Annotated in this window: 18 protein-coding genes and 1 tRNA gene; 3 read left to right on the forward strand and 16 right to left on the reverse strand. The window is 64.4% G+C overall.

All coding sequences use genetic code 11. From position 1 onward, the window contains the following. Window positions 1-25: 25 nt before the first annotated feature. From ASE49_RS17010 to infA, 8 genes are all read right to left on the reverse strand, one after another. Window positions 26-1,444, reverse strand: coding sequence for an efflux transporter outer membrane subunit (locus ASE49_RS17010; protein ID WP_056775376.1), 1,419 nt, complete (start codon window positions 1,442-1,444; stop codon window positions 26-28). Then, on the reverse strand, window positions 1,441-4,653 hold the full coding sequence (locus tag ASE49_RS17015) for an efflux RND transporter permease subunit (RefSeq protein ID WP_056775378.1): 3,213 nt from the start codon (window positions 4,651-4,653) through the stop codon (window positions 1,441-1,443). Before ASE49_RS17015 ends, ASE49_RS17010 begins: the two co-directional genes overlap by 4 nt. Before the next feature lie 6 nt (window positions 4,654-4,659). Continuing rightward, window positions 4,660-5,832: an efflux RND transporter periplasmic adaptor subunit gene (locus ASE49_RS17020; RefSeq protein ID WP_056775380.1), complete on the reverse strand. Its 1,173-nt coding sequence runs from the start codon at window positions 5,830-5,832 to the stop codon at window positions 4,660-4,662. A 383-nt stretch (window positions 5,833-6,215) separates the two neighbouring features. Further along, window positions 6,216-6,291 (reverse strand) — tRNA-Phe (locus ASE49_RS17025). Between the two features lie 99 nt (window positions 6,292-6,390). Beyond that, entirely contained in the window at window positions 6,391-6,567 is a 177-nt protein-coding gene (locus ASE49_RS17955; RefSeq protein WP_082456552.1) for a DNA gyrase inhibitor YacG, read from the reverse strand. Window positions 6,568-6,578: 11 nt separating this feature from the next. Beyond that, window positions 6,579-7,502, reverse strand: coding sequence for a ribonuclease E/G (locus ASE49_RS17030; protein ID WP_056775624.1), 924 nt, complete (start codon window positions 7,500-7,502; stop codon window positions 6,579-6,581). Between the two features lie 55 nt (window positions 7,503-7,557). After that, on the reverse strand, window positions 7,558-8,142 hold the full coding sequence (locus ASE49_RS17035; RefSeq protein ID WP_200922083.1) for a Maf family protein: 585 nt from the start codon (window positions 8,140-8,142) through the stop codon (window positions 7,558-7,560). A 15-nt stretch (window positions 8,143-8,157) separates the two neighbouring features. Further along, entirely contained in the window at window positions 8,158-8,403 is a 246-nt protein-coding gene (infA, locus tag ASE49_RS17040) for a translation initiation factor IF-1 (protein ID WP_056775382.1), read from the reverse strand. 213 nt (window positions 8,404-8,616) lie between these two features. Between infA and ASE49_RS17045 the strand changes: the two genes are divergently transcribed. Continuing rightward, entirely contained in the window at window positions 8,617-11,754 is a 3,138-nt protein-coding gene (locus ASE49_RS17045) for a TonB-dependent receptor plug domain-containing protein (RefSeq protein WP_056775385.1), read from the forward strand. An 85-nt stretch (window positions 11,755-11,839) separates the two neighbouring features. Beyond that, on the forward strand, window positions 11,840-13,777 hold the full coding sequence (gene uvrC / locus ASE49_RS17050; RefSeq protein ID WP_056775387.1) for an excinuclease ABC subunit UvrC: 1,938 nt from the start codon (window positions 11,840-11,842) through the stop codon (window positions 13,775-13,777). 15 nt (window positions 13,778-13,792) lie between these two features. On the opposite strand, the gene ASE49_RS17055 is transcribed toward uvrC, so the two are convergent. The 8 genes from ASE49_RS17055 to ASE49_RS17090 all read right to left on the reverse strand — a co-directional run bounded on the left by ASE49_RS17055 (window position 13,793) and on the right by ASE49_RS17090 (window position 21,944). Further along, window positions 13,793-14,659, reverse strand: coding sequence for a transcriptional regulator (locus ASE49_RS17055; protein WP_056775389.1), 867 nt, complete (start codon window positions 14,657-14,659; stop codon window positions 13,793-13,795). Beyond that, the gene (locus tag ASE49_RS17060; RefSeq protein WP_082456558.1) at window positions 14,656-15,720 is read right to left on the reverse strand and encodes a GNAT family N-acetyltransferase; all 1,065 of its coding nucleotides are present in this window, start codon (window positions 15,718-15,720) and stop codon (window positions 14,656-14,658) included. Before ASE49_RS17060 ends, ASE49_RS17055 begins: the two co-directional genes overlap by 4 nt. Before the next feature lie 210 nt (window positions 15,721-15,930). Then, window positions 15,931-18,024, reverse strand: a complete 2,094-nt coding sequence (locus tag ASE49_RS17065) for a sodium-translocating pyrophosphatase (protein WP_056775391.1) — start codon at window positions 18,022-18,024, stop codon at window positions 15,931-15,933. A gap of 184 nt (window positions 18,025-18,208) precedes the next feature. Continuing rightward, the gene (gene thiL, locus ASE49_RS17070; RefSeq protein ID WP_056775395.1) at window positions 18,209-19,168 is read right to left on the reverse strand and encodes a thiamine-phosphate kinase; all 960 of its coding nucleotides are present in this window, start codon (window positions 19,166-19,168) and stop codon (window positions 18,209-18,211) included. A 16-nt stretch (window positions 19,169-19,184) separates the two neighbouring features. Then, window positions 19,185-19,628, reverse strand: coding sequence for a transcription antitermination factor NusB (gene nusB, locus ASE49_RS17075; protein ID WP_056775398.1), 444 nt, complete (start codon window positions 19,626-19,628; stop codon window positions 19,185-19,187). Then, a complete protein-coding gene (gene hisD, locus ASE49_RS17080) occupies window positions 19,628-20,917 on the reverse strand; it encodes a histidinol dehydrogenase (RefSeq protein WP_056775399.1) in 1,290 nt (429 codons plus the stop codon). Before hisD ends, nusB begins: the two co-directional genes overlap by 1 nt. Beyond that, window positions 20,917-21,573: an ATP phosphoribosyltransferase gene (gene hisG, locus ASE49_RS17085; protein WP_056775402.1), complete on the reverse strand. Its 657-nt coding sequence runs from the start codon at window positions 21,571-21,573 to the stop codon at window positions 20,917-20,919. Before hisG ends, hisD begins: the two co-directional genes overlap by 1 nt. Before the next feature lie 98 nt (window positions 21,574-21,671). Then, a complete protein-coding gene (locus ASE49_RS17090; RefSeq protein WP_200922084.1) occupies window positions 21,672-21,944 on the reverse strand; it encodes a BolA family protein in 273 nt (90 codons plus the stop codon). A gap of 39 nt (window positions 21,945-21,983) precedes the next feature. On the opposite strand from ASE49_RS17090, the gene ASE49_RS17095 reads away from it, so the two are divergent. Then, complete coding sequence (locus ASE49_RS17095) at window positions 21,984-22,574, forward strand: DnaJ domain-containing protein (protein WP_056775406.1); 591 nt, start codon at window positions 21,984-21,986, stop codon at window positions 22,572-22,574. Window positions 22,575-22,717: the final 143 nt, after the last annotated feature.

The following is a 22,717-nucleotide window of genomic DNA, read 5'->3' on the forward strand; positions in this document are numbered from 1 at the left end:
GCAGATCACGTCTCGTCGTTCGGGCTTAGTTTGCCGGTGCTGTCGCCTGATCGCCGCCAAGCACCCGGTACAAGGTGATGCGGTTGCTCGCCTGCTGGAGACGCACGGCAACTTCGGACTGCCGGGCAGAATACAGGCTGCGCTGGGCATCAAGATTGTCCAGCGAACTGGCGATGCCGCCCCGGTATGACGCTTCGGTCAGTTGCGCGGAATCCTGCGCGGCGGCGGTATTCGCCTGCGCGGCGCGCAGCCGCTCGGCCAAGGTGCCTTGATCCGCCAGCGCGTCGGACACTTCCTGAAACGCGGTCTGGATCGCTTTTTCGTACGTTCCCAGCGCGGCATCGCGGCGGGCCTTGGACACATCGACCGCAGCGACTTTGCCGCCTGCGTTGAAGATCGACCAGCTGGCGTCCGCGCCCACGGTCGAGGTGAATGCGCCGCCCGTAAACAGGGATGACAGCGTGTTGCTCGCCAGACCGAGCAGTCCGGTGAGCGAGATGGTGGGAAAAAGCTGCGCGCGTGCAACACCGATATCGGCGTTGGCCGCGCGCAGTTGGTATTCGGCTTCCACCACGTCAGGCCGGCGCAGCAAAACCAGCGAACTCGTGCCAGCCGGCAGAACGCCAAGGCCTTGCGTGACTTGCGCGGTGCTTTGCGGCAGCAGCGCGGTGTCGAAATCTGCCCCCACCAGCAGGCGAATGGCGTTCACGTCCTGCGCCAGTGCCGTTTTCTGCCGCGCCACGTCGCCGAGCGCGATTTCCAAAATCTGCTCGGCCTGGCGCAAGTCCGTGCGCGGCGCGACCCCGCCCTTGAGCCGGGCGGAGGTGAGCCGCACGATCCCTTGCGCATTGGTCACGGTGGCTTCGGCGATGGCCATCAGATCGCGGTCAGACGCGTACGTGGCCCATGCCAGAGCAAGGTCCGCAACGAGGCCCAGCCGCACTGTGCGCGCTGCCGCCTCGGTGGCCAGCGCGGTATTGCGATCGGCTGCGGTCGCGTTTGCCAGCCTGCCGAACAAATCCAGCTCGAAGCTTGATACGCCACCTTGGGCGGAATAGCTCCACCCGCTGGTCGAGCCTGATGTGCCACTGTTCGTACTGCCGCGATCGGTGCGGGTGGCAGAGCCGCTGATCCCGATTTCAGGGAACTGGTTCGCCCGTGTCACGCGTACTTGCGCCCGGGCTGCCGCCAGATTCGCCGCCGCCACGCGCAAGTCGCGGTTGTTGATCAGGGCTTGCTCTATCAGCGCCTGCAGCCGTGCATCGCGGAAAATATCGCGGTAGGAGACCGCGGGCAGGGCGGCTTCGCTTTGCACCAGATAGGCGTCGCCGGCCGGCCACGAAGCGGCAACCGGCGGCGCGGGCCGGACATACTTCGGGGCGAGGGAGCATGCGCCCAGTGCCAGCGCCGGGAGTACCGGCAGGGCAAGCATCACGCGCTTCATGTGGTTTCTCCGCTCGTCCGTCCGGCCTTGCGGCGGCGCTGACCGATCCGTTCGTGCACCTTTGCTAGACCATCGCGCACGCCTCGGCGCACAAGCACGAAGAACAGTGGAATGTAGAAAATCGCCAGCAGCGTGGCGGTCAGCATCCCGCCGACTACCGCGGTGCCGATGGCCACGCGGCTGTTGGCGCCCGCGCCGGTCGCCAGCGCCAGCGGCAGCACGCCGAAGATGAATGCAAAGCTGGTCATCAGGATCGGGCGCAGGCGGATCTTGGCCGCTTCCAGCGCGGCATCGATTACGCGCTTGCCTTGCCGCTCGGCCTGCTCGGCAAATTCGATCATCAGGATCGCGTTCTTCGCTGCTAGTCCCATGGTGGTGAGCAGGCCAATCTGCAGATAGACGTCGTTTTCCAGCCCGCGCAGGGTCACGAAAACGATGGCGCCCAGCAGACCCAGCGGAATGATCAGGATCACCGCCACCGGGATCGACCAGCTTTCGTACAAGGCGGCAAGGCACAGGAACACCACCAGCAGGGAAAGGGCATACAGCACCGGTCCCTGACCGGAGGACAAACGCTCCTGATACGACGATCCGGCCCAGGCCACACTGACGCCGGGTATCTTGGAGGCCAGTCGTTCCATCTCGGTCATTGCCGTGCCCGAGCTGACGCCCGATGCCGCGTCGCCCGAGTATTCGAACGCGGGCAGGCCGTTGAAGCGCGAGGTTGAACTGGGAGCGGTAGACCAGCCGATGGTCGAAAACGCGGAGAAAGGCGACATCTGCCCGTTGGAGCCGCGCACGAACCATTGCGCCAGATCCTCCGGGCGAGACCGGAAAGGCGCATCGCCCTGCACATAGACCCGTTTCACGCGGCCGTTATCGATGAAGTCGTTCACGTAGTTGCCGCCCCATGCCGTCGACAGCGTTGAATTGACGTTGGCGGCGGTGAGGCCATACGCAGTCAATGCCCGGGTGTCGGTGTCGATCTTGAGGGTGGACACATCCGGCAGGTTGCTGAGGCGCACGCCGGAGAGTTGCGGGTTTGCGGCCGCGTCCGCGAGCAGCTTTTCGCGCGCGTCGGCGAACTTTTGGGTGCTGAGGCCGGTGGCGTTCTGCAATTCCATGGTGAACCCGGACGAACTGCTCAAGCCGCGCACCGCGCCGGGGATCAGCACGAAGATCTGCGCATCGCGCAAGCTGCGGAATGCCCCCGTAGCGCGCTGCACGATGGCTTGTGCACTGTTAGCTTTATCCGTGCGCACGCTCCAGTCAGACAAGGTGATGAACGCCTGGCCGCTGTTCTGACCCGAAGCACCCTGACCGCCACCGGACAAAGTGAACATTCCGGCGACGTTGTTCTTCTCGTACGTCATGAAATACTTTTCGACGGCGCGTTGTACCTCTTCCGTGCGCGATCGGGGCGTGCCGGCGGGAAGGCGCCACTGCACGATGACGTTGCCCTGGTCCTCATTGGGCAGGAAGCCGCTGGGCAGGCGCTGGAAAAGGACGAACGTGATGGCGCAGGTCACCACGAAAAGGCCGAGCCAACGCCACTTGTGGTCTACGGTGCCCTGCACCCGGCGAACGTAAGCGTCGGTCGTACGCTCGAACGTGCCATTGAACCAGACGTGGAATTTTTCCCAACCCCGCGCAAGCCACGGCAGGCGCCGCTCGATCCAACTGGGCTTTCGCTCGTCTTCGGGCACCTTGGGCTTCAGGAGGGTAGCGGTAAGCGCAGGGCTGAGGATAAGCGCCACCAGCACCGAAAGCACCATCGCGGTCACGATTGTCAGAGAGAATTGCCGGTAAATCACACCGGTAGAACCGCCAAAGAATGCCATCGGCAGGAACACCGCCGACAGTACGAGGGCGATGGCCACCAGCGCGACCTGGATTTCCTCCATCGACTTGATAGTGGCATCGCGGGCGCTCATGCCCGGATTTTCCTCAAGCAACCGCTCCACGTTTTCGACCACGACGATGGCGTCGTCGACCAGCAGACCGATGGCGAGCACCAGCCCGAACAGCGTCAGCGTGTTGATCGAAAACCCGACGACATAGAATACCGCGAACGTGCCGAGCAGCACCACCGGCACCGCGATCGCGGGGATCAAAGTGGCGCGCCAGCTTTGCAGGAACACGAACATCACGATGACGACCAGCACGATCGCCTCGAGCAGGGCCTTTTCCACTTCTTCTACCGAAAGCTTGATGAAGTCGGTGGAATCGCTTGCGTAGCTGTAGGCCAGCCCGTCCGGCAGGTCCTTCGCCAGATCCTGCATCCGCGCCTTGACTGCTTCGGCAGTGGCCAGAGCATCAGCGCCGGGCGAAAGCGACACCGAGATACCAGCGCCCGGATGACCGTTCACGCGGCTGATCGTGCTGTAGTTGTCCGCGCCGATTTCGACGCGCGCGACATCGCCGATCGTTACGGTAGAGCCGTCGGTGTTGGTTTTCACCACGATCTGCCGGAACTGGTCGGCCGTCTGCAGGCGCGATCCGGCGGTCACCACCGCGTTGATCGCCTGCTTGTCGGCAGCGGGCAGACCTCCGATTTCGCCGGCAGCCACTTCGGTGTTCTGGGACTGAATGGCAGATGTGACATCGCTCGGCATCAGCGCCACGGCTGCCAGCTTGCGCGGATCGAGCCAGATGCGCATCGCGTGCGGCGCACCGAACACGTTCACGTCACCCACGCCCTGCACGCGCGAAAGCGGATCCTGGATGTTTGAGGTCAGATAATCGGAAACGTCCTGATTGGACCGCGTGTCGGTCTGGTCATACACCCCCACCAGCAGCAGTTGGTCCGGGTTCGACTTGGTGACCGTTACGCCCTGGCTCTGCACGGCTTGCGGCAGGCGCGGGATCGCGGACTGGACCTTGTTCTGGACCTGGACTTGCGCGATGTCGGGGTCGGTGCCCTTGGCGAACACCGCGCTGATCGTGGCCTGCCCACGGTTGCTGGAGGTGGAGCTGAAGTAGATCAGTCCATCGATCCCGGTCAGCTGCTGCTCGATGATCTGGGTCACCGAATTCTCGATCGTCTGGGCGGACGCGCCCTGATACGTCGCGCGAATGTTGACCTGGGTGGGTGCAATATCGGGATATTGCTCGTTAGGCAGGAAATTGAGCGCGCCGAGGCCCGCCAGCATGACGATGATCGCCAGAACCCACGCGAAGATCGGACGATCGATGAATATACGCGACATGCGCGATCAACCGCCCTTGTTGGCAGGCGCGCCGGCGGCGCCCTGCTTGCTGTCGCCATCCCTGGGCGGCGCGATTTTCTGCGGCGCGGTGCTGGCGACAGGTTTGATCGCGGCGCCCTGACGCAGACCGTTCAGGCCCTGGGTGATGACCTTGTCGCCGTTCTTCAGGCCCGCCGTGACCACGGCGTAGATCTGGTACGTGCGATCGGCGGTAACCTTGCGCCGCATCGCCTTGTTGTCAGGGCCGACGAGCATGACATAGGCCGAGCCATCGAAATCGCGCTGGACGGCGTTCTGCGGGATCAGGAACGCGTTGGGGTCAGTCGCCTGATCGAAGCTGGCGGTGACGAACATGCCAGGCAGCAGCAGACCGTTAGGATTGGGGAACCTGGCGCGCAGGGTCACCGTGCCGGTGGTTTGATCGACGGTCACTTCGGAAAACTGGACGACGCCGGCCTGTGGATAGCGATTGCCGCCATCGAGCGTCAGATGAACTTGCGTGCTGCCCGGATCGACCCCGCCTGCGGCCAGTTGTCGGCGCAGGTTGGTCAAGTCCGCCGCTGATTGCTGCATATCGACATAGATTGGGTCAAGCCGCTGGATCACCGCGAGCGGATCGGTCTGGCTGGCGCTGGCCAGTGCGCCCACGGTGAACAGCTGACGCCCGATGCGGCCACTGATCGGGGCGGGCACCGTGGTGAAGCGCAGGTTAATCTTCGCGGTGTCCAGCGTTGCCGCATTCTGAGCGATGGCAGCTTTGGCGACCCGGGCCTGCGCCAGCGCATCGGTATAGTCCTGCTTGGCCACGGCTTCCATTTCGGCCAGCGGGCGATAGCGGTTGGCCTTCACGATCGCCGCGTCCGCCGTAGCCTTGGCGCTGGCAAGGTTCGCCTGCGCCTGGTTGACCTGGGCCCGGTACAGACGCGGATCGATTTCGAACAGCGGTTGTCCGGCCTTGACGAGACCGCCCTCGGTGAAGAAACGGCGCAGGATCACGCCGGAAACCTGGGGCCGCACCTCGGACTTCTCAAACGCGACCGTCCTGCCGTTGAGCGTCACCGCCACCGGAACGGAGGACTGGTCGGCCACGATGTAGCCCACTTGCGCGGTCTTGTTCTTTGACTGATCCGTGTCCTGTTTGCCGGAACAGGCAGCCAACGGAATCGTCGCCATCAGCATCAGAGGCAGGAGCCGTTCGCGCCGCCAGCGAATGGCCCTGGTTGAGGTCATTTCCAAAATTGCACACCTTTAGGTCGAACTGTGGCCTATCGAAGCAAAGTTGCCAGCCCGCAAGCTGTCAGCAGCTGTCTGCGACAATTTGAGACCAAAGGCTACCGCCGTTTGGCAAACCTGTTCACGCGGATTTTGTTGCGGATCCTGCGCCTATTGCTGCTGTGTTTCTGCGGTCATCATGCTGTCGCGGGAATTCGCTACGAACGGATAGTATGATTTCAATGCGCCAAAAACCGAGGATGACGCAAAGCGGGCTGCTCGCCGGAGCTTATGCGAAACCACTAAGGCTGAAGATGCGGCGACACGGCATTTAAGGAGGAACCAACGAGTGGTGCCCGGGGACGGATTCGAACCGCCGACACCGTGATTTTCAGTCACGTGCTCTACCAACTGAGCTACCCGGGCATCGTATCGGCTGCGGGTCCAGGCGGACCGGCGAGCGGTTGGTGGCGGGCCTATGGCGAAGCGGGCCAGCCTTGGCAACCCCAAAATGACCCACCCATTTCAATCGTCCTGTGGATTGTCCGGGTAGTCTGGCGGAGCGCTGGGGCCGGGCAGGGCGTAGCCATCCCCCAGCCACTGCAGCAGATCGCGGTCGCGGCACCGCTTTGAGCAGAACGGTGTATGATCAGGTGTGCTGGGTTTGCCGCAGATGGGGCACTTGCGTTCGGATCGGGTCATGGGAAATCTCGTTATGACGCTACAGCCTGCGCGCTTGCACTCATGAGCGCAAGGCGGCGATCTTCCTGCCACTGCACGTCGCGGCCGGTACGCCGGCGCAGTTCCTCAAGCCATTCGGTTTTCATGGCGGCGCGGACGGCGGGATGGGCGATGAGCAGCAGCGTGCCGGGCTGCGCCACCGCTTCGGCCTGACGCAGCAGCAGCCGGGCGGCCGCGCTGGCGGGCGCAGCGCGCACCCGCTGGATTAGCGAGGGACGATCGAGCCGGGCGACCAGCTGCACGAACCCGAAGCCGTTCATCGCGGTGCGTTGATGGGGCCAGCGCTCCACCGCCTTTGCCAGCGCCTCGTCCACCGCGCGGCGATCTGCCTTGCTCTCCAGAGAAGGGAAATCGATGCCTATAGATCCGGCAAGGTCCAGCCGGGCTACGGCTTGCGCGATTGCGGGCACCGCCGCCAGCGCCAGGGCGCGCGGAGACAACGTGCCGTCGATGTCGATCAGGGTCATGGCCGGGGTGGGCGTCACGATCAGCGTGCCGCCATCGAAATCGATCACGCCGTCCGCCGCCTCGGCCATGATCTCGGGCCACGGGTCGTCAGGAAACCGCCGCACCACCTGTACCGGAAAGCCATCATGGCGCAGGTTTTCCGCCAAAGTCGGCGCAGGCCTGACCGGCAGATCGCAGGCGCGCGTCTGGGCCTGCTTGAGCCGCCCCGTCTCGGCGATCGACGCGCGCGTGACGATCACCCGCAAGGGCGCCCCTTCACTGGCTGACGGCGGCAGCCCATCGACCAGCGCTTCCTCGCCAGACCGGAAACGCACGGTGCCGCGTGACGCGCCGGAACGTTTGGCCACCAGCACGGCGTCGGCCACTTCGCCGGCCTGCACGGCGCCCGTCCAGACCAGCCGGGCAGCCGCCACCCGACCCTTGCGCATCAGGACGGCGCGGCTCTCGCCGATGCCGTCTTCGATGAACCAGCCATTGGCGGCGTCAGCCAAGCGGGAAACCCGCCGATTGTAGCAAGGCCCGGGTTTCGAACAGAGGCAGGCCCACCACGCCCGAATGGCTGCCCGAAATCCACGCAATCAGCCCTTCGGCGCTGCCCTGGATGGCATAGCCGCCGGCTTTGCCTTCCCATTCGCCGCCCGCGATGTACGCGTCCAGTTCACGCGTGGACATTTGTTTGAAGCGCACCACCGTTTCACTCAGGCGTTCGCGCAAAGTACCATCTGGCGCGCGCAAGGCGATTGCGGACAGCACGCGGTGGCGGCGTCCGGATAGCAGGCTGAGGCACGTTCTGGCGGTTGCCTCGTCCTCTGCCTTGGGCAGTATCCGCCGGCCCACGGCGACCACGGTGTCGCCCGCCAGCACGAACGTCTCACCCGCAGGCAGCGCCAGTGCCTTTTCGCGCGCCATGCGGCGGGCATAGTCGCGCGGCGTTTCCCGCGCGGCGGGTGTCTCGTCAATATCAGCAGCGTTGACGGAAAAGTCCGACAGCCCCAGCCGGCCCAGCAGTTCATGGCGGCGCGGGCTGGCGGACGCCAGGATCAGCGGCGGTGATGGTTTTGTGATCACGCTAAAACGGCCATGTCAGCGCGGCGCAGGGCCGCTGCGCCCGGGCATGAACCGATACGTCACGCGGCCCTTGGTAAGATCGTATGGGGTAAGCTCCACTAGCACCTCGTCGCCGACCAGAACCCGAATGCGGTTCTTGCGCATTTTCCCGGCCGTATGGCCAAGGATTTCATGACCATTTTCCAGTTCGACCCGGAACATGGCGTTAGGCAGCAGTTCTACCACCCGGCCCCGCAATTCCAGGAGTTCTTCTTTCGCCATTGACGACGATGCCCGCTGCTACGCTTTTCCCGGCTGCGCCCATAACGATACCGCGCTGCGAAGGGAAGCCTTGGCGGTTCATCTGCGGGCAACTTGACTGCGACAAAATGATACCCTGCCACGGGTTGCTGCCCGCAATGTGCACCTGCAATAGCGCGGTCAGGGGAACGGCATAACTTTACACACAGATGCACCCTTGGCGGAGATTGCAGCTTGCGTTCCTTACCTTTGATCAGCCTTGTTGCCTGCCTTTCGGCACCCGGCGTCGCGTCCGCTGCCGAGGCACAGCGCGCGGACGCGGCGAACGCCGGCAAGGCGGAGACGCCGCCGATCACGGTCAAGGGCAGCGACATCATCGTGACTGCGCCGCGCATCGTGGGCGAAATCGATGCGCCGCAGCCGCCGGTCGCGGTCTTCACCGAAGAGGATATCGCATCCTACGGTGTAAGTTCGATCGAGGAATTGCTCGATGCGATTTCGCCGGAGACGGGCAGCGGTCGCGGGCGCGGCAGCGGCTCGCCGGTGATCCTGCTGAACGGCCAGCGCATTGCCAGCTTCCGCGAAATGCGCGGCATTCCGCCGGAAGCGATCCGTCGCGTCGAAGTGCTGCCCGAAGAAGTGGCGCTGCGCTTCGGGTATTCGCCGGACCAGCGCGTGGTGAACATCATCCTGAAGGACAAGTTCAACGCCGTCACCGCCGCGGGCGAATACAACCGGCCCACGCGCGGCGGCTATGACAATTACGAATTGCAGGGCGGTCTGTTCAAAATCGCCGGCCCGCGCCGCTTTAATATCAACGGCAAGCTGGACAATACCAGCATGCTCACCGAGGCGGAGCGTGACATCACGCAGGATCCGTCGCGTGTGTCGCAAGTGGCGAGCGACCTCAATCCGGGGCAATATCGCTCGCTGCTGCCTGACGATTCCGAGCTGACGCTGGAAGGCTCGATGACGCAGGGGCTGGGCGAGAAGGGTCTGGGCGGCTCCATCACCGCCACGGGCGGCTATACCCGCTCACTCACCACGGCGCTTTCGGGGCTGGATACCGTGTCGCTGGGATACGATGGCACCACGCTGCGCCGCACGCTGCCCGATCCGCTGGCCAGCCGCACGCTGACCAATACGGTGGAGGGTGGCTTTGGCTACAACACCATGTTCGGCCAGTGGCAGTTCAACGCCACCTCCAACCCGGTCTACACCGACGCGATCACCCGCACCGACCGGCGCCGGGACACCGAACAGCTGGTGGCGGCTGCGGCGGCGGGCCAACTGGACATCGCCGGCGCACTTCCCACCGTGGCCAGTGCCGGGGTTGACGTTGCCCGCAACCGCGAACTGAGCATTTCCAACCTGGCCACGTTGACCGGCAAGCCGTTCCGGATGCCGGCGGGCGATGCGAACCTTACCGTCAAGGGCGGCTACATCTACGACCAGACGTGGAACGAGAATTCGCGCAATACGCTGGGTTCGGTCTCGCTGACGCGGGGCGACGTGCAGGGCGGCGTCAATCTGGCCCTCCCGCTCACCAGCAAGGCGGACGATTTCCTGGGCGCGGTTGGCGACATCACTTTGAATCTCAGCGCCGGGCTCGACCAACTTTCCGATTTCGGCACGCTGACGAACTGGAGCGTGGGCACCACTTGGTCTCCCACCAGCACGCTGACCTTCCAGGCCAGCTACATCGTTGCGCAGGCGGCGCCCAAGCTGTCGCAGCTATCATCGCCAACGATCCTGACTTACAACGTGCCGGTCTACGACTTCAATAAGGGCGTGACCGCGCTGGTGACGACGACCAGCGGCGGCAACCCCAACCTCAAGGCAGAAACCCAGCGCGACTGGAAAATATCCGCGCAATGGAAGCTGCCATTCTTCCAGCGGTCCAACATCCTGGTCGAATATTTTCGCAATCATTCGAGCAATGTCACGCAATCGTTCCCGCTCCTTACATCCGCCATCGAATCCGCGTTTGCGGATCGCGTGACGCGCGACGATGCGGGGAACCTGCTGGCCATCGACCAGCGGGCGGTGACGTTCAGCGATGTGCGCACATCGTCGTTGCGGTGGGGCTTCAACATTTCCGGCAGCCTTGGTTCAAGTGCATCGACGGCTGCCGAAGGATCCGGGCGTGGCGGTGGCGCTTCGATCATGCGCATGGCGCGTAATGCGGACACGCCTGTTGCCCCCGTAACCGGCCCTAACGGCCCGATGCCGGGCGCCGCCACGGAAGGGCAGCCAACCGGCGTTCCGGGTGCTGGCCCGCAAGGCGAACGTCGCCATTTCGATCCTGCCCGCTTCGCCGCGCTGCGCCAGCAATTGTGCGCACCCGGTGCTGCAGACCCCGATCCTGCGACGCTGCCCGAAGGCCTGCGCCAGCGGATGATGGGCGCTGACGGCAAGCTCGACCCTGCCAAACTCGCCGCGTTCAAACAGCGTGCCTGCTCTGCCGATGGCGGTGCGCCGGGCAGCGGCGAGGCGCAGGGCCAGCGCGGTCCGATGGATCCGCAGCGCTTCGAAGCGATACGGGCGGCGCTTTGCGCCAATACCAGCGGCCCACCTGATGTAGCCAGTCTGCCTGAACGCATGCGCGAGCGGCTGTTGGGACCGGATGGCAAGATTGATCCCGACAAGCTGGCGACGATGCGCGCGCGGTTTTGCACGACGGACGGCGCGCCGGCTGGTGGCATGCCGCCGCCGCCACCAGGTGCTGACGAACCGCCGCCACCTCCACCGCCGCCTTCGTCTTCCCGGGACAGAAACGGACCGGGCGGAAGCGGCATCCACACCGCCGGGCTTGGCGGTGGACGCGGACCGGGTGGCGGCATGGGCGGCCCTGGCATGGGTGGTCCACCGGGCGGCGGGCCGGGCGGCCCTGGTGGCCGGGGCAGTCGCTGGAACTTGTCCGTCTATCACACCTGGCGTTTCACCGACACGGTCAGCATCGCACCGGGCGTCCCGGTCCTTGACCAGTTGAACGGGGATGCGATCGCCGCGGGCGGCGTGCCGCGTCATGCCATCGAGGCGGAAGGCGGTCTGTTCAAGAACGGCTATGGCCTGCGGCTGAAGGCCGAGTGGGAATCGCCCGCACGCGTCAACGGCACCAGCCAGAACCTGCGGTTCGGCAGCACGTTCGACGTATCGCTGCGCCTGTTCGCCGATCTGGGCCGCAACGAGGCGCTGGTTGCCAAGATGCCATTCCTGAAGGGTGCGCGCCTTTCACTGGTCGCCAACAACCTGCTCGATTCCCGCCAGCGGGTGACTGACCAGAACGGGCTCACCCCGCTGGCCTACCAGCCGGCCTATCGCACGCCGCAAGGCCGGGTGCTGGGCATAGACTTGCGCAAGGTGTTCTGAGGCAACGGGTTCTGATCGCGATGTTCTGCGGATAGCGGCGGTCCGGGTCTACCGATCCGCCGCGCGATGCCCTATCTGCACGAACATGGCGCGAACACCTGCCGGCACTCCCGATAATCCCCAAGGGCTCGAACGGTTCAACGAGGACCGGGCGACCACGACCATTCGCGGCTCCGACCAGCCCGACCTTCAGGCCGGCGTGACCGTGATCCGCGACACGGTGCGAACCTTGCCGCCCAAGCCCGGCGTTTACCGCATGCATGATGCGCGCGGCGAGGTGCTCTATGTGGGCAAGGCGCGCGCGCTGAAGAACCGCGTCGCCAACTATACCCAGTGGGAACGCCTGCCGGGCCGCCTGCAGCGGATGGTCAGCCAGACCCGCTCGATGACGATCGTCACCACCAATTCCGAGGCCGAGGCGCTGCTGCTCGAAGCGCAACTCATCAAGCGCTATCGCCCCGCTTACAACGTGCTGCTGCGCGACGACAAATCGTTCCCCTTCATCCTGCTGCGCGCCGATCATGCCTTTCCGCGGATCATGAAGCACCGCGGCGCGCGCAAGGCCAAGGGCGATTACTATGGCCCGTTCGCCAGCGCCGGCTCCGTCAACACCACGGTGAACGCGTTGCAAAAGCTGTTCCTGCTGCGCAGCTGCACTGACAGCTTCTTTTCCCGGCGCGACCGGCCGTGCCTGCTCTACCAGATCAAGCGCTGTTCGGCGCCGTGCGTCGGGCGGATCGAGGAAGGCGCCTATGCGGAGCTGGTGCAGGAGGCGAAGGACTTTCTGGGCGGGCGCTCCAGCGCCGTGCAGCGCAAGATCGAGGTGCAGATGGCGCAGGCCGCGCAAGACCTTGATTTCGAACGCGCCGCCATGCTGCGCGACCGGTTGCGCGCCGCCACGTTTATCCAGGGCAGCCAGGCGATAAACGCCGAGGGGCTCGATAACGCCGACATCTTCGCGATGGCCAGCAAGGGCGGGCAAGTGGGTGTGCAGGCCTTCTTCATCCGGGGCGGCCAGAACTGGGGCCACCGCGCCTTCTTCCCCACCCACACCGAAGGGCTCAGTGAGGAGGAGGTCATGCAAAGTTTCCTCGCCCAGTTCTACGAGGAAGTGCCGCCGGCCCGCTGCATACTGGTGGACCGCGAATTGCCCGAAGCGGATCTCATCTGCGAGGCGCTGCGCGAAGGCGCGGGCGGCAAGGTCGAGCTGTCCGTCCCCCAGCGTGGCAGCCGCCGCCGCCTGATCGCACAGGCCACCCGCAACGCGGTGGAAGCGCTCGATCGCCGGCTTGCCGAGCGTGGCAGCCAAGCCAAAGTGCTGCGTGAAATCGCCGAATTTCTCGAACTGCCCGACGTGCCGCAGCGCATCGAGGTTTACGACAACAGCCATATCTCCGGCACCAAGGCGCTGGGGGCGATGGTCGTGGCGGGGCCGGAAGGCTTCATCAAGAACCAGTATCGCAAGTTCAACATCAAGTCCGCGCAAACCGATGACGATTACGCGATGATGCGCGAAGTGATGACCCGCCGCTTCGGGCGGGTGCAGGAGGAAGACCCGGAACGGCAGGGGGGAACCTGGCCGGACTTGGTACTGATCGACGGCGGCAAGGGGCAGATGAACGCGGTTAAAGACGCACTGGAGGAACTGGGCATAGAAGACGTGCCGCTGATCGCCATCGCCAAGGGCCCGCATCACGGCCGCGAGGGGCGCGAGGTGTTCCACTTTCCCGATGGCCGCGAAAAGATGCTGCCGGTCAATTCGCCCGTGCTGTTCCACCTGCAGCGCCTGCGCGACGAGGTCCACCGCTTCGCGATCGGCGCGCACCGCGCCAAGCGCAGCCGGGCGATCAGCGCCAGCCCGCTAGACGAGATTCCCGGCATCGGCCCGGCTCGTAAACGCGCGCTGCTGCTGCACTTTGGCACTGCCGGAAAAGTGCGCGCCGCCAGCCTTGAGGATCTGCAACGCGCACCCGGCGTCAGCGCCACGGTGGCGCAGACGATCTACGACTTCTATCACCCATGAGCCCGGGCGGCGTCTCTAGCGCGTAAAGCCCAGCTTGCGTGCAATGCGCCAGCCCAGCGCCTTGGCGCGGTTTGTGGCGGGCCAGCGTCCGGGCGCTTTGGGATGCAGGCCCAGCTTGCGCAGCAGCCCATTGAACGCGCGCGCATCCGCTTCGGCAAAGCTCCATTCGGACCTCCAGGTGATCGAGAACGATACCGACGGCGCCGTGCCATTGCGCACGAAATGGGGGGCCATGACCGGCACGTAGACCGCCTCGCCGGGGCCCAGCGCGAACTCTTTGCCACCCGTCAGCAGATCGTCGCGCCAGCGCAGCTCGCGTCCGCCACCGGTGTGGTAGGTTTCGTGGACCTGATCGGGTGCGTAAGTGGGATCGCCGGCCGGAAACTGGGTCATTACCTTGTTGCCGCGCACTTGCATCAGGATGTTGTGCTCGGGATCGAAGTGGTAGGGCGTAACCCCGCCCGCGCTGGTGATGAACACGAACGCCTGCGTCTTCATCATGCGTCCGGTCTTACGCTCGATCACCGGGCGGATTTCCTCCAGCAACTGCGCCAGCAAAGCAGCATAAGCCGGGTCCTGCTCCACGTTCTTGAGCACGGCCCAGGACCGCGACGTCTCGATGGTGCAGATGGTCTCGCCGATCGGGATACCGGTTGCGGCAGGTTTCTTGTCGACCCCCAGCGGCTGGTCGCTGGCATTGTATTCCACCGATTGTGCGGGAAGCGATTCCGCCAGGCTTGCCAGCGCGTCCAACGTCATCAGCGGATGGTCGCCCAGCGCGTGGACAAGCTTGTGGGGAACCTCGGGATAAGCCTGTTCAAAAGCCTGCCGGGCAGCATTCGGGAATACGTTGGGCGAGGCGGGCGTGGAGTGGGCGTTCATGGCGGGGATCCGGCGGGATGGCGGTTGGTTTCGGCGCGAACGAACTGGCGGAAAGCAGCGCGACGCACCGTTCCGCCGATGGCGACGGAGAGCCGCCCGATGGCCCGGCGCTCGCGCCACAGATGATCGATCATCGGGTGGTCGGCGCTGGCGCAGCTATCGCTCCACGCGATGTCCGACCGCTCCAGCACCTTGAGGTTTTCGCGCTGAAGAAGAACGCCGGGCGAAAACCGCGCGAAATTCTCATCGAACGCGGTCTTGTACGAATAGGCGCCGGGCGGCGTCAGGAACGTTGCCAGCATGGCGATGGGGCGATCGTCCAGCGTCAGCGTCAGACGCTCCAGCCGACCGCGCGCGGCTGCGCCCGCCAGCGTTTCGCGAAACATGTCGGCAGTGCCCGGCGCGCTCGCCAGCGCAGAGCCAGCCTTGCCTTTCCAGCCCGCCGCTTCCAGCGTCAGAAAGGCCTCGCTCCACGGTGCGATGTCCGCATCGTCGGTAGAGCGGGTGAAGGCAACGGCGCCTTCTTCCGCCAGACGATTGGCCTGACGCCGCAATTCCTTGCGCTTCTTGCCGTTCAGCGAGGCTTCCAGATACGCGTCCGGCGACAGGTCGGAGGCGAGCATCGCGCGTTCTTCCGCGTGGACCAGTTCCACCTGCCGTCCCTGGTCCTTCGCAACGACGCGCAAAGCAGCGTGGACCGGACCGTCCAGCACGATGCCCCGCAGATGCAGGAACAAGCCTGTTCCTGCATGGTCGTCCCCCCAAGCCAGCGCCGCCCGCCAGAACGCCGCCTCTGCGCCCCTGGTCACCAAGGGAACCCCGCAAAAACAGTTCGCATGCAGCCAGCTGGACAATTGCGGAACCGGCCAGCGATAATACCGCCGCGCACGCACGATCGGCATCAGCCCGGCCAGCTTCCCATCCTGTTCGAAGCGCAGAATATGGATCGAGGCATCGCCAAGATGACGCAGCGAGGGCAGCAGATACCAGCTTTCGAAGAACGGGTTGGGCTCGCTCACAACCTGGGTAAGCGCATCCCATGCCGGTACTTGCGCGGCCATAGCCTGCCACGGCACGCAGGTCAGCGTTCCGGCGGCTGCCGCTGACAGCTCACCGGCATCATCATGCGCCGGGGCGCGGTAGTGGCCGTTCGCCTTGCCTGCCAAAAGAAGCGCTTTCCCGGTTCATGAATAAGTCTGCAGATCGTAGGCGATCTGTAGAACCGATCCATCAAAGAAGTGCTAACGACAGGCAAGGCAAGGCTTCGAAATCTACCCCGCCGCCAGCACTGCCAGCAGCAGCAGCGCGACGATGTTGGTGATCTTGATCATCGGATTGACCGCCGGGCCGGCAGTATCCTTGTACGGATCGCCCACGGTATCGCCGGTTACGGCCGCCTTGTGCGCTTCGGATCCCTTGCCGCCGTGATTGCCATCCTCGATGAACTTTTTGGCGTTATCCCAGGCCCCGCCGCCCGATGTCATCGACAGCGCCACAAACAGCCCGCTGACGATCACCCCCAGCAGCAGCGCACCCAGCGCCGCGAACCCGTTTTCGCGGCCCGCCACGAAAGTGATGACGAAATACACCGCGATCGGCGCCAGCACCGGCAGCAGTGAAGGCACGATCATTTCCTTGATCGCGGCCTTGGTCACCAGGTCCACCGTGCGGGCATAGTCCGGCTTCTCTTCGTACGTCATGATGCCCGGCTTCTCGCGGAACTGCTCGCGCACGTCGACGACCACGTCCCCGGCGGCGCGGCCCACAGCTGTCATGCCCATCGCCGCAAACAGGTAAGGCAGCAGGGCGCCGAGCAGCAGGCCGACGATAACGTACGGATTTTCCAGACTGAAGTTCACCTGCAGGTCCGGGAAAAACTCACGCAGATCGGTGGTGTAGGCGGCAAACAGCACCAGTGCCGCCAGGCCAGCAGAGCCAATGGCATAGCCCTTGGTCACTGCCTTGGTGGTGTTGCCCACCGCATCCAGTGCATCGGTTTTCAGCCGCACCGCCTCATCCAGCCCGGCCATTTCCGCGATGCCGCCAGCGTTGTCGGTAACCGGCCCGTAGGCATCGAGCGCGACGACCATGCCTGCCAGCGCCAGCATGGCAGTTGCCGCATAGGCGATCCCCAGCAACCCGGCGAGCTGGTAGGCGATGACGATGCCGGCAACGATGACCAGCGTGGGCAGAGCGGTCGCCTCCAGACTGATCGCCAGGCCCTGGATCACATTGGTGCCGTGCCCGGTCACGGAGGCTTTGGCGATCGAGCGGACCGGACGATAATTGGTGCCGGTGTAATACTCGGTGATCCAGATGATCAGCCCGGTGATCGCCAGCCCCACCAGCGCGCAATAGAACAACGTGCGCCCGGTAAGCCCGTCACGCCCGATTGCGCCATCCATGTCGCCCAGCGCGTAATGCACCGCAAACCAGATCGCCGGGATGGACAGGACGGCTGTCACCAGAAAGCCCTTGTACATCGCCCCCATGATGTTCGTCCCGCTACCCAGCCGCACGAAATAGGTGCCGATGATGGAGGTGACTATGCACACGCCGCCGATCAACAGCGGCAGGCCCATCATCGCGGTCAGGTTGTCGGCGCCTTTCAGCAGCAGGGCCGTGAGGATCATGGTGGCGCCTACCGTGACCACGTAAGTCTCGAACAGGTCGGCGGCCATGCCGGCGCAATCGCCGACGTTATCGCCCACATTGTCGGCGATCACCGCGGGATTGCGTGGGTCATCCTCGGGAATGCCAGCCTCCACCTTGCCCACCAGGTCCGCGCCAACGTCCGCCGCCTTGGTGAAGATGCCGCCGCCAAGCCGCGCGAAGATTGAGATGAGGGACGCGCCGAAGGCTAGCGCCGTCAGCGCCTCCACTACCGTCCGGTCAGCCCCGCCCACGGTATGCCCGCCGGGCCCTGTCAGATACCAGTAAAACACCGCGATCGCGAGGAGGGCCAGCCCCGCCACCAGCATCCCGGTGATCGCGCCGGACCGGAACGCCAGCGTCAGCCCGTCCTGCAGCCCCTTTTGCGCCGCTGCCGCCGTGCGCACGTTGGCCCGCACCGATATGTTCATGCCGATGAACCCGGCGACGCCGGACAGCACCGCGCCGGCCACGAACCCGATGGCCGAAATGGTCCCCAGCGTGAACGCCAGGATCACGGCAACGATGACGCCGACAACGGCGATGGTGGAATACTGCCGCTTCAGATAGGCCTGCGCGCCTTCCTGAATGGCGGCAGCGATTTCCTGCATCTGCGCATTGCCCGCCGGCGCACTCAATACCTGCCTGCTGGTAACCACGCCATAGACGATAGCCAGCAGCCCCAAGGCGATTGCGATCGTGATCGAGTTCACGAATACGTCCCCTTCCCATTATTATTGTTATTGCGACGGGTTTTCCCGCTCGATACCAGAAAAGCTATAGAGGGAAGGGGTGCCTGGCAAGCGTATCATTGGGGGTTGTGAACGCCCTACTTCGGATAGGCGCTTCGCAGTTGCGTCATTGACTGTATCCGACTGCGCTGCAACGCAAAATAACTTAGTGTTGGTAGCCCAGGCTTTCAGGGAGCGGGATCGTTTGTCCATCGGCTGTCAGGATCAGCCCGCCGTCATCCTGCACCGTCCCGATCATGGATACCGGATGGCCGGAGCGTGCAGCCACTTCGCGAATGTTTGCGGCGTTCGCGATGGGCGCGGTGAACAGCAATTCGTAATCATCGCCGGCAGTTACCGCAGCCAACCGCGTAGCCTGGGTATCGCCGCAAACCGAGACCAGCGCCCCAGAGAGCGGCACGCGGGCAAGTTCGATGACGATCCCCACTGCGCTAGCCTCGGCCATGCGCTGGGCATCCACCAGTAGCCCGTCGGAGACATCCATCATCGCGGTGACCAGAGCCGCCAATGCGATGCCCAACTGCGGCACCGGCATCGGCCTGCGGTAACGCGTGGCCAGTGTGGCGAGATCCGCCGCATCCCCGGCAAGTGTTCCGTGTGCTGAGGCAAGGCCCGCGCCAGCGTCGCCGATGGTGCCGCTGGCCCAAACCTGATCGCCTGCCCTGGACCCCATGCGGGACGGCACCGGGCAGTCCGGCGCGCCCTGGCCAAAAGCGGTAAGCGAAAAGCTGCGCGGCGCCCCATGCGGCATGCGCACGGTGTCCCCGCCCAGCAGGGGAATGCCGAAATGGCGGCATGCCGCGTCAAGCCCCGTCAGGAAGTCCGCGTCCCACCCATCGGGGCCAAGTGCATGTGAATACAAGCACCCCAGCGGCGCTGCGCCCTTGGCGGAAAGGTCCGATACGTTCACGGCCACCAGCTTCCACGCTACGTCTGCAGGAGCATCGTCTGGCAGGTAATGCACGCCTTCCACGATGGTATCGAGCGTGATCACCAGCCTTTCGCCGCCAATCGTCAGCACCGCCGCATCATCGTCAAGCCCGCGCGCGGCGGGGTTTGTAGCAATCGCCCTCAGGGCGTGGATGAAAGCGTGTTCGCCGCTCATCCCCCCCACCATGCCCTCAGCGGACCGTTTTCGCCACCGAATCCAGCACGCCGTTAAGGAACTTGGCCTCACGTGCGTCGAAAAAGGCGTGGCAGACGTCAAGATATTCGCTGATCGCAGCGCCGGTGGGCACGTCAGCGCGGGCCAGCAATTCGTACGTTCCCGCACGCAAGATCTGCAGCATCGTCTTGTCCAGACGGGGCAGGGACCAGCCTTCGCTCAGCTTGCTCGCCACCAGCGCATCGATCTCGTCACGCCGGGCAATGGTGCCCTTCACTACGTCGTCGAAAAACGCCACTTCAGCTTCGGCGAACTGGGCGTCGTCGATTTCCATGCCGAGGCGGTGGCGGTGGAATTCGTCAAGCAGGGAAGCCAGTGGCGTGCCTTCCATGTCGAACTGGTAGAGCGCCTGAACGGCGGCAAGACGCGCGGCTGCACGCTTCTGCTTGGAATTTGACATTACTGGCCGAGCCTTACGGAGATGGAGCGCGCATGCGCAGGAAGCCCTTCTGCATCGGCAAGGGCGATCGCGGCAGGGCCAATGGCCTCAAGCGCTGCCTGGTCGAGCTGGATGAAACTGGTGCGTTTCATGAAGTCGAGCACGGAAAGGCCGGATGAAAACCGCGCCCGCCGCCCTGTGGGCAGGACGTGGTTCGGTCCGGCCACATAATCGCCAACCGCCTCAGGCGTCATGCGGCCCAGGAATACCGAGCCTGCATGGCGGATGCGACGCATCAATGCTTCGGGATCGTCGGTGGCGATCTCGACATGCTCGGCGGCCAGCGCGTTAGCCAGGGCCGGGGCCTCCTCGAAGCTCGCAACGTCGATGATGACACCGTTGTCGTTCCAGCTGGTGCGGGCCGTTTCGGCGGTGGCCAGCGCAGCCAGTTCACATTCCACAGCCTCGGCAACCGCATCGGCAAACGCCGCGTCGTCGGTGATCAGGATGGATTGCGAAGTCGGGTCGTGCTCGGCCTGACTGAGCAGGTCAGCGGCGATGCGCCGCGGATCGTTGGCGGCATCGGCGATGACCAGAATCTCGCTGGGGCCAGCCACCATGTCGATGCCCACCACGCCGAACAGCTGCCGCTTGGCTTCCGCCACCCACGCGTTGCCGGGCCCGGTGACCACATCGACCGGCGCGATGCGCTGGGTGCCATAAGCAAGCGCGGCCACGGCATGGGCACCGCCCACGCGCCATACTTCGTCAACGCCCGCAAGGTGCGCGGCTGCCAGCACCAGCGGATTGACGTCGCCGTTCGGCGTAGGCGTGACGACGACCAGCCTTTCCACGCCGGCAACTTTGGCCGGAATGGCGTTCATCAGAAGGGAGGAGGGGTAGGCAGCACGGCCACCGGGGACATACAGGCCGGCGGCATCCACCGCTGTCCATGTCGCCCCCAACCTTACGCCCACGGCGTCGGTATAATCCCGATTTTCGGGCAGCTGCGCCGCGTGGTAGGCCCGGATACGATCCGCGGCGAGCTCCAGCGCGTTACGCAGTTCGGGAGTGAGCGCGTCGAATGCCTTGCGGCATTCACCCAGTTCGATGCTCCAGCCGGTGTTGTCCAGATCATGGCTATCGAAACGAGCGGTCAGTTCGGCCAGCACCGCATCGCCGCGGGTGCGCACCGATTGCAGGATTGCGGCGACGTCTTTCGCGACATCGACAGCGCTTTCGCGCCGATCTGCAACGACACGCGCAAAGGCCTGCATGAAGCCAGGGTCACCGCTTGACAGGCGCAGCATCAGGCGGCGGCCTTGCGTTCTGACACCAGCGCGCGAAACGCATCGACCAACCGCGCCACCCGCTCGTCAGTCTTGAGAGCGGCACGGTTCACGATCAGCCGCGCCGATACATCCAGAATGCGGCTGCTTTCCACCAGACCGTTTTCCTGCAGCGTACGACCGGTGGAAACCAGATCGACAATACGGCTGGAAAGGCCAAGTGAGGGGGCAAGCTCCATTGCCCCGTTCAGCTTCACGACTTCGGCCTGAACGCCCAGCTTTTCGAAGTGGCGCCGGGTAAGGTTGGGATATTTGCTGGCGATCCGAAGGTGGGATGGCAGAGCGCCGTCGATCTTGCCTGCAGGCTCTGCAACGGACAGCCGGCAGTGGCCGATATCCAGGTCTACCGGCGCGTAGAGGTCGGAGTAGGCGAATTCCTCTACCACGTCTGACCCCACGATGCCAACTTGCGCCGCGCCGTGCGCCACGAATGTCGCCACGTCGAACGCGCGCACCCGGATGAGGCGCATGTCCGTACCTTCGCACGCGAACGAGAGTGCCCGGCTTTTCTTGTCGTGAAACTCCGCATCCGGTACGACCCCAGCGCGCGCCATCAAGGGGAGCGCCTCGTCGAGAATGCGCCCCTTGGGCACGGCAAAGATCAGCGGTGTGAGCATGGAGCGCGCATTTAGGCTGGCACGCCCTAAAGGGCAACCACGATGGCCATAAAACATGGACGGTCGTGCAGTGATGGCGCTGGCGTCATCACTGCACGCTATTCGCCCGGCGCGCGCGCCTTGATCGCCAGCGCGTGGACGCGTTTGCCAGGAATGTCGCCAAGCGCGGCGTTGACGTGGCGCTGGCGCTGCAGCCGCGCCATGCCGGCGAAGCGATCGCTTTCGATCACGATGGTGAAATGCGATTCGCCGCTGCCGTCATCACCGCTATGACCACGGTGCGTGGCGGAGTCGTTGATGACATCCAGCGACGTGGGCGCAAAGGCAGCGGTCAGCAATTGCCGCATTTCGTGTTCGAGTGGTCCGGTCATGACTTCCATTTAGACGATCCTTCTCCCATCTTGAAGCGGGTGACACAACATAGATTTCATGGCCGCTTCGAAGCGCAAGGACGCACCTGCAACTGGCCCGGATGCGATGAGGCCGGAGAGTTTCGCGCGCCGGGTGCCCGTCCGTCCGGCTTCGATGGACCGGGCGATTACCGCTGGTTCTGCCTCGACCACATCCGCGACTTCAACGCCGGATACGATTATTTCGACGGGATGGAGGCCGAGGAAATTCTGCGCGCCCAGTCCCCCTTATACGGCTGGGAAACCCAGACCCGCGCATTCCGCCCTGATGCATCCGTGGACGCCGCACCGCGCTGGACGGAATTTGCCGACCCGCTTGAAGCGATCATGGCCCGCGCCCGCGCCCATGCCCGAGAGCGCCGCGCGCAAAACAGTTCTACGAATGTCCGGTTCACGCCCGGCGAACAGCGCGCACTTACCGTGCTGGGTCTTGACGCTGAGGTGGACCGTAAATCCCTTCGACTGCGCTATACGCGACTTTTGCGTAAGTATCACCCCGATCAAAACGGTGGTGACCATGGACATGCATCACGCCTGCAGGATGTTGTGGAGGCATATCAACTACTGAGAAAAGCAGCCGCTTTCGCATGAAGCTCGACGCAATCCACTTACCTCTGCGAGCCTGCGTAAATTAAACTAACGAAACAACCATCACCCTAGCTTCCGCATACCCGCGTCTAGGATATGCGAAGAGGCTGCAGCGGGCGTCTTACGTCGCGAGGTGCGCCTCCAGA

This window comes from Novosphingobium sp. Leaf2 (assembly GCF_001421325.1).
Classification (GTDB): Bacteria; Pseudomonadota; Alphaproteobacteria; order Sphingomonadales; family Sphingomonadaceae; genus Novosphingobium.

Coding starts and splice junctions, on each gene's coding strand:
- hisD (WP_056775399.1), bottom strand. CDS start 20,917: ATGCTGCGCCTGTCAAGCGGTGACCCTGGCTTCATGCAGGCCTTTGCG.
- ASE49_RS17015 (WP_056775378.1), bottom strand. CDS start 4,653: ATGTCGCGTATATTCATCGATCGTCCGATCTTCGCGTGGGTTCTGGCG.
- thiL (WP_056775395.1), bottom strand. CDS start 19,168: ATGAGCGGCGAACACGCTTTCATCCACGCCCTGAGGGCGATTGCTACA.
- ASE49_RS17955 (WP_082456552.1), bottom strand. CDS start 6,567: ATGACCCGATCCGAACGCAAGTGCCCCATCTGCGGCAAACCCAGCACA.
- hisG (WP_056775402.1), bottom strand. CDS start 21,573: ATGCTCACACCGCTGATCTTTGCCGTGCCCAAGGGGCGCATTCTCGAC.
- ASE49_RS17055 (WP_056775389.1), bottom strand. CDS start 14,659: ATGAACGCCCACTCCACGCCCGCCTCGCCCAACGTATTCCCGAATGCT.
- uvrC (WP_056775387.1), top strand. CDS start 11,840: ATGGCGCGAACACCTGCCGGCACTCCCGATAATCCCCAAGGGCTCGAA.
- nusB (WP_056775398.1), bottom strand. CDS start 19,628: ATGTCAAATTCCAAGCAGAAGCGTGCAGCCGCGCGTCTTGCCGCCGTT.
- ASE49_RS17060 (WP_082456558.1), bottom strand. CDS start 15,720: ATGGCCGCGCAAGTACCGGCATGGGATGCGCTTACCCAGGTTGTGAGC.
- infA (WP_056775382.1), bottom strand. CDS start 8,403: ATGGCGAAAGAAGAACTCCTGGAATTGCGGGGCCGGGTGGTAGAACTG.
- ASE49_RS17010 (WP_056775376.1), bottom strand. CDS start 1,444: ATGAAGCGCGTGATGCTTGCCCTGCCGGTACTCCCGGCGCTGGCACTG.
- ASE49_RS17090 (WP_200922084.1), bottom strand. CDS start 21,944: ATGACCGGACCACTCGAACACGAAATGCGGCAATTGCTGACCGCTGCC.
- ASE49_RS17020 (WP_056775380.1), bottom strand. CDS start 5,832: ATGCTGATGGCGACGATTCCGTTGGCTGCCTGTTCCGGCAAACAGGAC.
- ASE49_RS17030 (WP_056775624.1), bottom strand. CDS start 7,502: ATGCGCAAGGGTCGGGTGGCGGCTGCCCGGCTGGTCTGGACGGGCGCC.